12 protein-coding genes are annotated in these 12,966 nt (G+C 49.8%); 6 read left to right on the forward strand and 6 right to left on the reverse strand.

The genetic code is table 11. The features are described 5' to 3' along the window. Positions 1–46: 46 nt before the first annotated feature. Positions 47–604: a metal-dependent hydrolase gene (locus AYY17_RS02230; protein ID WP_067420921.1), complete on the forward strand. Its 558-nt coding sequence runs from the start codon at positions 47–49 to the stop codon at positions 602–604. A gap of 313 nt (positions 605–917) precedes the next feature. Continuing rightward, on the forward strand, positions 918–2,312 hold the full coding sequence (locus tag AYY17_RS02235) for an L-cystine transporter (RefSeq protein ID WP_067420923.1): 1,395 nt from the start codon (positions 918–920) through the stop codon (positions 2,310–2,312). Positions 2,313–2,420: 108 nt separating this feature from the next. On the opposite strand, the gene htpX is transcribed toward AYY17_RS02235, so the two are convergent. From htpX to maeB, 3 genes are all read right to left on the reverse strand, one after another. Continuing rightward, positions 2,421–3,305 (reverse strand): protease HtpX, encoded by an 885-nt coding sequence (gene htpX, locus AYY17_RS02240; protein ID WP_067420925.1) that lies wholly within the window; start codon positions 3,303–3,305, stop codon positions 2,421–2,423. A 452-nt stretch (positions 3,306–3,757) separates the two neighbouring features. Further along, positions 3,758–4,147 (reverse strand): VOC family protein, encoded by a 390-nt coding sequence (locus AYY17_RS02245; RefSeq protein ID WP_067420927.1) that lies wholly within the window; start codon positions 4,145–4,147, stop codon positions 3,758–3,760. A gap of 163 nt (positions 4,148–4,310) precedes the next feature. Next, the gene (gene maeB, locus AYY17_RS02250; protein WP_067420929.1) at positions 4,311–6,590 is read right to left on the reverse strand and encodes an NADP-dependent oxaloacetate-decarboxylating malate dehydrogenase; all 2,280 of its coding nucleotides are present in this window, start codon (positions 6,588–6,590) and stop codon (positions 4,311–4,313) included. Between the two features lie 454 nt (positions 6,591–7,044). Here maeB and AYY17_RS02255 point away from each other — a divergent pair, with 454 nt between their 5' ends. Then, on the forward strand, positions 7,045–7,674 hold the full coding sequence (locus AYY17_RS02255; protein WP_067420931.1) for a LuxR C-terminal-related transcriptional regulator: 630 nt from the start codon (positions 7,045–7,047) through the stop codon (positions 7,672–7,674). 28 nt (positions 7,675–7,702) lie between these two features. Here the strand turns inward: AYY17_RS02255 and AYY17_RS02260 are convergent, their stop codons facing one another. Further along, positions 7,703–8,260 (reverse strand): hypothetical protein, encoded by a 558-nt coding sequence (locus tag AYY17_RS02260; protein ID WP_067398312.1) that lies wholly within the window; start codon positions 8,258–8,260, stop codon positions 7,703–7,705. A gap of 161 nt (positions 8,261–8,421) precedes the next feature. Between AYY17_RS02260 and AYY17_RS02265 the strand changes: the two genes are divergently transcribed. The 3 genes from AYY17_RS02265 (at position 8,422) to AYY17_RS02275 (ending at position 10,706) form a co-directional block, all read left to right on the forward strand. After that, a complete protein-coding gene (locus AYY17_RS02265; RefSeq protein WP_067420933.1) occupies positions 8,422–8,790 on the forward strand; it encodes an ArsC family reductase in 369 nt (122 codons plus the stop codon). Between the two features lie 111 nt (positions 8,791–8,901). Continuing rightward, complete coding sequence (dapE, locus tag AYY17_RS02270) at positions 8,902–10,032, forward strand: succinyl-diaminopimelate desuccinylase (protein WP_067420935.1); 1,131 nt, start codon at positions 8,902–8,904, stop codon at positions 10,030–10,032. Beyond that, complete coding sequence (locus tag AYY17_RS02275; protein WP_067420937.1) at positions 10,029–10,706, forward strand: M15 family metallopeptidase; 678 nt, start codon at positions 10,029–10,031, stop codon at positions 10,704–10,706. The genes dapE and AYY17_RS02275 overlap by 4 nt, the downstream gene beginning before the upstream one ends. Here the strand turns inward: AYY17_RS02275 and AYY17_RS02280 are convergent. Then, positions 10,703–11,116, reverse strand: a complete 414-nt coding sequence (locus AYY17_RS02280) for a DUF454 family protein (RefSeq protein WP_067420939.1) — start codon at positions 11,114–11,116, stop codon at positions 10,703–10,705. The genes AYY17_RS02275 and AYY17_RS02280 overlap by 4 nt on opposite strands. Before the next feature lie 213 nt (positions 11,117–11,329). Next, positions 11,330–12,958, reverse strand: a complete 1,629-nt coding sequence (mdlC, locus tag AYY17_RS02285) for a benzoylformate decarboxylase (RefSeq protein ID WP_067420941.1) — start codon at positions 12,956–12,958, stop codon at positions 11,330–11,332. Positions 12,959–12,966: the final 8 nt, after the last annotated feature.

Here is a 12,966-nt window from a genome sequence, read left to right on the forward strand (position 1 = left end):
ACTGTATAAATAAACACCTGAGTATTTACCCGGTATTGATTGCGTCATGACGGCTGAAGGTCACCTGTTTTTTTCTGTCGCCTCTATAGTGATGGTTCATCAGCTCCAGATTTCGCCTGAAATTACTCAGGGGGACTGGCTGCATCTGATCCCCGGCGCGCTTGCCGGTGCATTACTGCCGGATATCGACCACCCGAAATCGATGCTTGGTCAATGGGTGCGGTTTATCTCCGTTCCCGTGTCCCGCTTATGTGGTCACCGTGGTTTTACACACAGCCTGCTGGCTATCCTGACCGGTGTTTTTTTATTTCACACCCGGCTTCCTGCCGGCTGGGCAGTACCTGCTGATTTTTACCAGGCGGTGATTGTCGGTTATCTCAGCCACCTGGTGGCGGACATGCTGACAACCGCAGGCATTCCGCTGTTATGGCCTATCCGCTGGCGTTTTTGTATTCCGATTCTGGGCAGCAAAGGCAACAAGCGGGCTGAGCGCAGTGTCGCCTTTTTTGTATTGCTGGCGGCGTTTTACCTTCCGGCTCACTGGGAGAGTTGGTGGGGGCAGTTATGGACGCTGATTCAGTCGCAATTATCAATTCAGATGTAAATAAATTATTTTTTATAACCCATGGTTATAGAAAAGACCTTATTTACTAACTATTCAGGCTAAGCAGGTTCCCTTGTCCTACAATATATATTCTGTAGCCAACATCATTAAGGATGCAGCAGGATCGGGTACAGCCAACGAATCGGCTGTTTGAATGAATAAAGTATAGCTAATTCGATTTAATTATAAGTACGACTGAAAAACACCTGTTAATCTATAACGCATCATTTACAGTTTTAGCATTTGCATAACTGTATCCGATTCAGCTAACAAATAAACTATAACAACATACCCTCAGGTATCGGAGTCCGGGATGAATTTTCCACTAATCAGCAATCTTGTTATATTCGTTGTCCTTCTGCTGGTGCTTATGAAGCTGTGCAGCAATAAGGGCTGGAGCCTCTCCAAAAAAGTACTTACCGGTCTGGTTATCGGTGTGCTGTTCGGCCTCGGGCTGAATGCATTCTATGGCGCGGGTGCCGCATCGGTTCAGCAGGCATTGCCGTGGTTTGATATCGTCGGTAACGGCTATGTGAAACTGTTGCAGATGGTCATTATGCCTCTGGTCTTCGCCTCGATCCTCAGTGCGGTTGCCCGCCTGCATCAGGCTTCTTCTCTGGGTAAAATCAGTGTGCTGACAATCGGTACACTGTTGATTACCACCGCGATCGCCGCCTTAATTGCAATCCTGGTCACCCTCGCCTTCGGTTTAACCGCAGACGGTCTGGTTCAGGGTGTCAAAGAGACCGCACGCATCGCGCAGCTGGAATCACAGTACGCGGGCAAAGTGTCTGACCTCACGCTGCCGCAGCTGATCCTCTCCTTCATCCCCAAAAATCCGTTTGCTGACCTGACCGGCGCGAACCCGACCTCGATTATCAGTGTGGTGATTTTTGCCGCCTTTATGGGTGTTGCTGCCCTCCAGCTGATTAAAGATAATGAAGAGCGCGGCGCGAAAGTGCTGAGTGCAATTGATATTCTTCAGGCATGGGTAATGAAGCTGGTTCGTCTGGTGATGCGTTTTACGCCTTATGGTGTATTTGCATTGATGACCAAAGTGGTTGCCGGTTCAAACATTCAGGACATCATTAAATTAGGCACGTTTGTGGTTGCCTCTTATATTGCCATTTTGCTGATGTTTGTGGTTCACGGGCTGATTGTCGGGGTTGCCGGGATTAATCCGCTGCGCTTCTTCCGTAAAATTGCCCCGGTACTGACGTTTGCGTTCACCAGCCGTTCAAGTGCGGCCAGTATTCCGCTGAGTGTGGAAGCACAAACCCGCCGCCTCGGTATTCCGGATTCTATCGCCGGGTTTGCCGCCTCCTTTGGTACCACTATCGGTCAGAATGGTTGTGCCGGTATTTACCCTGCGATGCTCGCCGTCATGGTTGCGCCGACAGTCGGAATTAACCCGCTTGATCCGCTGTGGATTGCCACACTGATAGGTATCGTGACCATCAGTTCTGCCGGTGTTGCCGGTGTGGGTGGCGGTGCGACCTTTGCCGCACTGATTGTGCTGCCTGCAATGGGCCTGCCGGTAACCCTGGTTGCGCTGCTTATCTCTGTTGAGCCATTAATTGACATGGGACGTACCGCACTGAATGTCAGCGGTTCAATGACCGCCGGAACCGTCACCAGCCAGGTTCTGGGACTGACTGACAAGACTGTGTTCAATAATGATAAAGATGATGATTTGCAGCAGGGATAATTCGTTGCGCACTCAACCGATGTAAATCAGCAGATGTAAATCAGAAAATGAAAAAAACCGGCTCACGAATGAGCCGGTTTTCTTTGATATATCAGTTGGTGAAGATAATTATTTCAGATACTCACCGCTACGCAATGCGGCAATCCGCTTATCCAGCGGCGGGTGTGATAAAAACAGTTCACTGAATGCTTTATTACGCCCGTTGATGCAAAACGCCATCATACTGCCCGCTTCCTGCGGCTCGTAACTGGTTTTCAGACGTTGCAGCGCAGCAATCATCTTCTCACGCCCTACCAGTTTTGCTGATCCCGCATCTGCATGAAATTCACGGTGGCGGGAGAACCACATGGTAATGATGCTGGCAAGAATACCGAATACAATTTCCAGAACCATTGATACCGCAAAATAAATCATCGGGTTACCCTGACTGCCGGAATTATTGTCACTGTTATTATTAGACATAAAGCCCGCAGCCAGCTGCGCCAGGATACGGGAAATAAAGATAACAAAGGTATTCACCACGCCCTGAAGCAGTGTCATCGTTACCATGTCGCCGTTCGCGATATGACTGATTTCATGAGCAATAACCGCTTCTGCTTCATCACGGCTCATACTTTCCAGCAAACCGGTACTGACCGCCACCAGTGACGCATCACGACGTGCGCCGGTTGCAAACGCATTAATGTCCGGTGCATGATAAACAGCGACCTGCGGCATACCAATGCCCGCTTGTTGTGCCTGGCGGCTCACTGTATCGAGCAGCCAGCGCTCTGTCTGGTTTGACGGATTGGTGATCACCTGCCCGCCCACAGAGCGCAGTGCCATCCATTTTGACATCAGCAGTGAAACAAATGCACCGCCGAAGCCAAACAGCCCCGCCATGATCATAAGCCCGGTCACACTCTGCCCCTGAATACCGGTCAGACTCAGAATAATGCCGAATACAGCCATTACGGCCAGGTTAGTGAGTAAAAACAATGCAATTCGCATCATATCAGTAGGATCCTTTAAATATATTGCCCGTCAGTTGTCTCAAAAATGGCGTCATTCTGCTAAATTTCAAGGCCTTTTTACCTGATAATGTTAATTATTAAACAACTTTACACTTATACCCTTATTCATTCAAACCGCAGGTTCGTTGGCTACGCTCAACCAGCCGGGTCACATACTTGTGTATGCTCCCCGTCTGTTTTCCCTTGCCGCCTGCCTGCATCTTGAATGACGTTGGGTATATGCCCTGTGCGCAATATCCGGTTGCAGAAATAATCACCGCTTTTTAGTAAAAAACACTTTACTTTTTAAATGGGAAAAATTATCATTCTCGTTGTCGGTACCTGAGTAAATTACTAAGGTATTGGCAAACGACATTGCTCACATTGCTTCCAGTAATTTAGAAGTTTCTCAGCCAGCCTTCGCGCTGGCTTTTTTTTATCCTGCGTTTACTGTCAGCGCTCATACAATTCAACCGGAAGATTATCCGGGTCAAAACAGAATAAAAACTGTTTTCCGGTAAACTCATCCGTCCTGATCCCGTCGCAGTGAATTGCCTGTGTGTCCAGAAAGGCTTTCCACGCTGAGAGGTCTTTCACAGCAAACGCCAGATGGCGCAAACCACAGGCTTCCGGCTGGCTGAGACGCGCCGGACTTGCAGGGAAAGTAAACAGCTCAAGTAAATACTCTCCGTTCAGCGCCAGGTCGATTTTCCACGAATTCCGCGCATCACGATAATGCTCACTGATCACCGTAAAACCAAGCACATCACAATAAAACGCCAGGCTGGCCGCTTTGTCAGATGCAATCACAGCAATATGATCAATTCTTTCAATCTTCAGCATACTATACCCTTATTCATTCAAACTGCAGGTTCGTTGGCTGCACTCAACCAGCCGGGTCACATAGTTTATCTATGCTCCCCGTCTATTTTCCCTTGCCGCCTTCCTGCAACTTGAATGACGTTGGGTATATTCCTTTATGACGCCCCATTTGCGGGGCGTCAGATTACAGTGGCTGAGTCTGTGCTTCCACCGCAGCCAGCGCGACCATATTCACAATCCGGCGTACCGAGGAAATCGACGTCAGAATGTGTACCGGTTTATTAATCCCCATCAGTACCGGACCTACTGTCACCCCTTCTGAACTGGTGACACGCAGCAGGTTGTAACTGATACGGGCAGCTTCACCGTTTGGCATGATCAGCAGGTTCGCCGCACCTTTCAACGGGCTGTCCGGCATCAGATCACGGCGGATGGCTTCCACCAGCGCCGCATCACCGTGCATTTCGCCGTCAATTTCCAGTGAAGGATCCTGCGCCCGGACCAGTGCCAGAGTATCACGCATTTTATCGGCAGACGGCGACTGACAGGAGCCGAAACTGGAACGGGATAACAGAGCCACTTTTGGCTCGATCCCGAACCGGCGTACGGCATTTGCCGCCATCAGTGTGATCTCCGCAAGCTGCTCTGCTGTCGGGTCATCATGCACATAAGTATCGGTAATAAAGGTATTTCCTGTCGGCAGGATCAGCGCATTCATCGCCCCGGCAGTGTGGACGCCCTCATGGAAACCAAACACATTTTCCACAATATTGTAATGCTCATGATAATCCCCGACAATTCCGCAGATCATGCCGTCAGCCTCACCACGGTGAACCATGATCGCACCAATGCTGGTCGGATTGGTAATAATGGCGCGACGCGCCTGTTCCTGTGTCACGCCTTTGCGTTTCATCAGCTGATAATATTCCTGCCAATATTCGGCAAAGCGCGGGTCACTTTCATTATTGACGATTTCAAAATCAGTCCCCGGGACAATCTGTAATCCCAGTTTTTTGATCCGCATCTCAATCACATCCGGGCGACCAATCAGAACAGGGAATGCCAGCCCCATGCTGACCAGTTCCTGAGTCGCATGTAGCATGCGCGGCTCTTCCCCTTCTGCCAGCACAATCCGTTTGCGATCCTTGCGCGCCATAGAAAAAATCGGCTTCATAAACAGGGTGGTTTTATAGACAAATTCATTCAGGTGCTCAAGATACACACTGAAATCAGCAATCGGGCGGGTGGCAACCCCCGTTTCCATCGCCGCTTTTGCCACTGCCGGTGCAATTTTCAGGATAAGACGCGGATCAAATGGTTTTGGAATAATATATTCACGCCCGAAAGAGAGTTCCTGCCCGCCGTAGGCAGAGGCAACCTGCTCGCTCTGCTCTGCCAGCGCCAGGTCCGCAATGGCTTTCACACACGCCAGTTTCATCTCTTCATTAATGGCAGTCGCGCCAACATCCAGCGCACCACGGAAGATAAACGGGAAGCAAAGCACATTGTTAACCTGATTCGGATAATCCGAACGTCCGGTACAAATAATGGCATCCGGACGCACTTCCAGCGCCAGCGGCGGCAGAATTTCCGGCTCCGGATTTGCCAGCGCGAGGATCAAAGGGTCCCGCGCCATATCTTTAACCATTGCCTGTGTCAGTACACCCGGCCCTGAGCAACCGAGGAAAATATCAGCACCGGGCATAGCATCTGCCAGTGAACGCATACCATTATCTTCAATTGCATAGGCGGCTTTGGTCTGTGCCATATTGGCTTCACGACCCTTGTAAATCACCCCTTTGGAGTCACAAACAGTGATATTTTCCCGTTTCAGCCCCAGTTGCACCAGCAGGTTCATACAGGCAATAGACGCCGCACCCGCACCGGAGACGACCAGGCGCACATCACTGATGTTTTTATCCACAATCCGCAGTCCGTTCAATACGGCGGCAGTACTGATAATCGCGGTACCGTGCTGATCATCATGGAATACCGGGATATTCATGCGCTCACGCAGTTTTTGCTCGATATAAAAACATTCAGGCGCTTTGATATCTTCCAGGTTAATACCGCCGAATGTCGGTTCCAGCGACGCGATGATATCGATTAATTTATCCGGATCAGTTTCATCGACTTCGATATCAAAGACATCCACGCCGGAGAATTTTTTAAATAAGACGCCTTTACCTTCCATCACCGGTTTTCCGGCTAATGCACCGATATTTCCCAGACCAAGAACCGCACTGCCGTTAGAGATAACCGCTACAAGATTTCCCTTTGCGGTATATTTATAGGCCGCCAGCGGATCCTTTGCTATTTCCAGGCACGGAGCCGCAACACCGGGTGAATACGCCAGAGCAAGATCACGCTGTGTGGACAGTGGTTTTGTCGGCGTAACGGTAATTTTGCCGGGTGACGGGAACTGATGAAAATCAAGGGCGCTTTGTTTTAATTGTTCGTCCATTACACATCCTTTACCGGGGTAAGATGACAGAGTCTGAACCGGCCGTCGCAACATCAATATGCTGCCGGCAGGTTATTCAGGGATACAATAACAGTATACTAATAAATAACAGAATAGTGAAAAGACTGTAATATTCATGTGTTTAATGTTTACATACTGTTGAAAAAAACGACATTTTATTATGTGTCTGCCTGATATATCTGACCGAATACCTTTATTCCGCGTATTATTTCCCCGTATCAAAAACCGGTTGTCTTATCCGCACAATCTACTTTGTGTTATTAGATCTGTTATTATTTTTAAATGCTTTGTTATTTGCACATATAACTGTTTTGCGTAAAAATTAATTGTCAGCCGTGATAATGATATTTTTATATTTTTAATAATAAGCATATCAATTAAATCGCCATAATTAATATGGCTTCATACCGTACACCCGGCAAGGGAGAATTCTATGCCTCATCACACTATTATGGTTATTGATGACCACCCGCTGTTACGCTATGGCTTTCAAATGCTTTTACAGCCTGATTACGCGCTGACCATCATGCCTGAACCAACGGATAACGCAGGGCTTTTTAGCTATATTCATCAGCATGTTCCCCGCATGATTATATTAGATATTAATATTCACGCTTTCTCAGGAATTGATTTCATCAAGAAACTTCGTCATAAAAGAGTGACCAGTTACATTCTGGTATTTTCACAATCACAGGAACGCAATGATATATATGCAGCTATTGATGCAGGCGCTGATGGTTATATATTAAAAAATTGCGACATTGATTATTTAGCAGATCAGATAAAGGATGCCTTTCAGGGGAAAAAAATATTCAGTGAATCTGTATATAAAATATTACAGGAGCGGGAGCATTTTCATGACCCGATAACCTATCTGACCCGGCGGGAGTCCGATGTTCTGAAAGAACTGGCCTGCGGGATGAAAAATAAAGAGATAGCAAGAGCACTGTATATCTCAGAAGAAACGGTAAAAGTGCACATCCGTAATATCCTGAAGAAACTGAATGTGTCCACGCGGCTGGCAGCCAGCCTGTTGTATCTCAGGCACCGGCTCCCCCGCTGAGCGGATATCCCCGGGCACGTCTTGGGGATTATTCGTTTTCACTGTCAATACTGGCAGGCGTCGGATAATTAAGCAGCTCCAGTGTACCGTCCGGATTTTCACGGACATCCACCTGGATAACTTCTTTGTTCATTCCGCGGATAACGGTATCCACCTCACTGTATGCGTAGCGGATGCTTTTATCCCGCGCCCAGTCAGGCATATCCGTCACGCCATAGTAAAAATAAACGGTATTAATGCCGTTTTCCTGAAATTCAATGGCAGTGACTTTACTGATGCGCAGGGCACCATAACAAAAATCTTCACGAGCCTGCCAGGCATCACGCCCTTTCTCTGTCAGTGTATACTCCACACCTTCAGGTTTAATGGTTGCGGTGATCAACCCGACCGTTGCGAGGGCATTGAGGCGCGAAATCATCCAGGGTTCGGACTGGCTTGAACTCAATTGCGGCCATTTGTGCTCATCAAGGCACAGTTCACTGTTTTCCACAAATTTGTGCTGGAGTTCAGTCAGATAAAAATCTGTTTGTCCCGCAAAGGTAAATCCGGCAAACAACAGCGTGCTTATGGCTAAGAACTCTCTCATCTATCCCGTCTCAACATCTTCCGGATGTTTTTATCCGGTTTTGGTGTAATGCTAACCCACTTTTTTCCATTTATCGAATATTCTCTGCGCGTAACGCTCTGGATAACTACGCCAAATTACCGCATTATGCTATTTTTCGTGTTCACGACAAAGGATTAAAGATGAAAAATAAAACCTCCGTCTACCAAATTTTTGGTATCAAAAATTGCGACACGATGAAAAAAGCCCGCGCATGGCTGGATGCAAACGGGATCGCATATGAATTTCACGACTACCGGCAGGACGGTGTTGATGCCGCGCTGCTGGCCGAATTTATCAGCCATATTGACCTGACACTACTACTTAATAAACGCGGCACGACCTGGCGTCAGTTGGATAAAACAGAGCAGGATGCCGCGACGGATACCATTGCGGCTATCCGTCTGATGACGGAAAAACCAGCCTTAATTAAACGTCCGGTACTGGTTTCCCCGGACGGCCGCTACCATCTTGGTTTTAACGCTGATGACTATCAGCAGTTCTGCCGCTGAATATCGCTATACCCTTATTCATTCAAACTGCAGGTTCGTTGGTGGTACTCAGCTAGCCGCCTGCCTGCATCTTGAATGACGCTGGGTATATAAATTAAGTAAGGAAGCACAATGCATTGTCCTGTAATTGAACTGGCAAAACAACTCATCAGCCGGGCATCGGTCAGCCCGGACGATAACGGCTGTCAGGTACTGATGACTGAGCGCCTGGCGGCAATCGGCTTTACCGTTGAACAGATGCCTTCCGGTGATACACAAAATTTCTGGGCGCACCGGGGCGGTAACGGAAAAACGCTCGCGTTTGCCGGACACACAGATGTTGTGCCGCCCGGAGACACCACCCGCTGGCGCACCCCGCCTTTTGAACCCGCACTGATTGACGGCATGCTGTACGGACGCGGTGCTGCGGATATGAAAGGCTCTCTGGCCGCCATGATTGTTGCCGCCGAGCGCTTTGTCTCGCGCTATCCGCAATATCCGGGCCGTCTGGCGTTTCTGATTACCTCTGATGAAGAGGCTGCCGCAACCGACGGCACCGTAAAAGTCGTGGAAACACTAATAAAGCGCCATGAAAAGGTGGAATATTGCCTGGTCGGCGAGCCATCAAGCCAGACACAACTGGGGGATATGATAAAAAATGGCCGCCGCGGCTCAATTACCGCTAATCTGACCATTCACGGTATTCAGGGGCACGTTGCGTATCCGCATCTGGCGGATAACCCGGTTCACCGCGCAGTTCCGTTTATACAAGAGCTGATAAACACCCACTGGGACAGCGGCAACACATTCTTCCCGCCGACCAGTATGCAGATAGCCAATATTCACGCCGGGACCGGCAGTAATAATATTATCCCCGGTGATTTATTTGTGCAGTTTAATTTCCGCTTCAGTAGTGAATCCACCAGCACGCAACTGGAAGAGCGTGTTGCCACGCTGCTGGAGAAGCATCAGTTACCGCACAGTATCAGCTGGTCTCTCTCCGGACATCCTTTCCTGACACCTGAAGGGCCACTGACTGAGGCGGTTTGCCACGCGGTCGGACAGTATTGTCACCTGACACCTGAATTGTCGACCAGCGGCGGAACCTCTGACGGTCGCTTTATCGCACAGATGGGCACACAGGTTGTTGAGCTGGGTCCGCTGAATGCCACAATCCATAAAGTAGATGAATGTGTGAGCGCCGCTGATTTGCAGCAACTCAGCCGTATCTATCAGCGCATTATGGAGCAGATTTTACTATGATGACCTTTGAGATGCTGACCGGGCAGACACGCGACCATGTGATTAATTTTGCCGGGAATCATCACCTGCAATTTAATGCCACCAAAGCCTTTCTCGCAATGCAGAAAGCCGCCGCCGGCGCAGGATTTAAACTGATGCCCGCCAGTTCATTCCGTGATTTTGCCCGCCAGCAGAGTATCTGGAATGAAAAATTTGCCGGGATCCGCACTGTAAATGATGCGGATAACCGCCCGCTGGATGTGACTGTGCTGTCAGAAGCGCAGCGTTGTCAGGCAATTTTGCGCTGGTCTGCCCTGCCGGGCGCCAGCCGTCATCACTGGGGGACAGAGGTGGATTATTACGATCCGTTCCGCCTGCCGTCTGATGCCTCACTGCAACTTGAGCCTTGGGAATACGAAGAAGGCGGTTATTTTGCAGCACTGTCTGCCTGGCTGACAGAGAATATGGCACAGTTTGATTTTTATCTGCCGTTCACACAGAAAAAAACAGGTGGTGTGGCGTATGAGCCCTGGCACATCAGCTATTGGCCGCTCTCGTATGAAGCGGAGCAGCTTTACACTGTGGAGACACTTGAACAGGTGCTGAACACACAGGAAATTGCCGGGAAAACCTGGCTTCTGGCAAACCTGGACAGTATTTATCAGCACTATGTCCGTCTGCCGGAAAGTCATTAATCTTCCGGTTTTCCCTCTGATGCTGCCGGGTTCTGTGGCGGCATCTCTTCTGTCTCCGGCAAACGCAGCATAAAAATCAGCAGACAGGCTAAAATCACCAGTAATAACAGCCGGATATAAATTAATTTTACCAGCCAGAGAGACACAGCAAAGGTCACTAAAATGACGATCACCGCACGGCGCTTTGCTTTGCGCGGCAGACCTTTATGTTCCTGCCAGTGGCGGATATAACCGCCGAACCAGGAACGGTACAGCAGCCAGTGATGAAAACGCGGGGATGAGCGGGAGAAACACCATGCCGCCAGCAGCAGAAACGGCGTTGTCGGCAACAAAGGTAAAACAACACCCAGTGTTGCCAGAACAACAGCAATCCAGCCGGATAACAACAGCAGCAGGCGTGTAAATGGCATCCTTTTGTTTCTCTCCGGCAGTGATAGTCCTGCACGATGTTATCGTTGTGTAACACGATATTCAACCGGCTTTTGTTCAATTGACGTCTTATAATAACGGCAGATCAAACAACAAAGCCGCATCCCGTTTTGTCCGGGACGCGGCTTTGTTAATTAAAATAAAAAATAAACTTTAAAATCAAATGATTGATAACTTAGTTTCAATCACTTGCTCTATATCAGCGGCGGTATCGACGGCTGGATCGGCACAACCAGCACCGTCGGCCCTTTTCGTTCCAGTGCCGCTTTACAGGCAGCGGTTACCTCATCTTCTGTCTCTGCCCTGACTGCCGTACAGCCGTAACCCGTTGCCAGTGCGACAATATCCAGCCCCGGAATGTCCAGCCCCGGCACACCCGGTGTCTCTTCCAGTATGGCAAACGATTTCAGAATACCGTACTGACGGTTTTCCGGAATAATAAACAGCACCGGCAACTGATGCTGCGCCGCTGTCCATAATCCCTGAATTGAGTATTGCATTGAGCCGTCACCGATTATCGCCACCACCGGACGGTTTCGTCCGCTGTCCCGTTCACCGAGCGCGATCCCGGCACTTGCAGGCAGGTTCCAGCCCAGCGATCCGCTGGCAAAGGTATAGAAAGAGTCCGGCTTATTAACAGGCCAGGCGGTATGCAGTTCGCCGAGGTTAGATGGCGATTCTTCCACCAGAATGGCATTTTCAGGCACCACACTTCTCACTGCGCGGAATAATTGTGCGGCACTCAGTACACTATCTGCCGCAGGCTCCGGCGCCGCAGGGTGCGCTGCCATGCCATGCGGCTGTTTACTGATAGCGGCGGTCCGTGCCGGACGCGCGGCAACCAGTCCGGTTAACTGCTCAACCGCCAGTACAGCATCACACAGCAGACTGTCACCCACCGGCGCACGACCGGCTTCAGAAGGGTCGTCTGTTACATGCAGCAGCCGCAATCCCTGCGGGATATATTCACCGGCAACATACGGATAATAACGGAATACCGGCGCACCAATCACTATAGCCACATCATGCCCGGCGAGTTTGTCTGACAAAGGCTTGATTGCAAACGGCAGACCACCGGCATACAGCGGGTGAGATTCCGGAAATGGCGGGCGCTCTGAAGCCGGTGCTGCATATACAGGGATATTCAGTTTTTCTGCCAGCCGGATCCCCGCATCCCAGCCCTCTCCCCGCGCAATCGCAGAGCCATAAATAAGTACCGGATTTTTCGCTGCAGACAGTGCCTGCGCAAATTCGTTGATCCGCACAGGATCCGGCCCGATACGCTGAGTCACCGAACGGACAACAGCCGGTGCTGCACCTGCCGGTTGATCCCAGTCATCCAGCGGGATGGATAAAAAGACCGGGCCTGCCGGTGGTTGCAGCGCCATGGCATATGCGCGCATAAATGCCGCCGGAACATCTTCTGCCCTGACCGGCTGATAACTCCATTTTACCCAGGGTTTCGGCAGTGTTTCCGGCTCGATATTGGTCAGCCACGGCTCCATCAGCAACATGTCGCGGGTCTGGTTGCCGGCAGTAATAATCAGTGGCGTGCGGTTCATGGACGCCGTCAGAATATTACTCATCGCATTACTCAGCCCGGCAGAGGTATGTACATTCACCAGCGCCACATTGCGTGTGGATTGTGCATAACCATCTGCTGCCGCCACCGCGGAGGATTCATGTAATGTCTGGATATAACGGAAATCCTCCGGGAAATCTTTCAGAAATGTTTCTTCCGTTGACCCAGGATTACCGAATACCGTGGTTATATTCAGTTGTCGCAGCAATTCAAACGTCACTTGCCGGATTGTTTTGTCCATCTTGATGC

The organism is Morganella psychrotolerans, assembly GCF_001676055.1.
Taxonomy (GTDB): domain Bacteria; phylum Pseudomonadota; class Gammaproteobacteria; order Enterobacterales; family Enterobacteriaceae; genus Morganella; species Morganella psychrotolerans_B.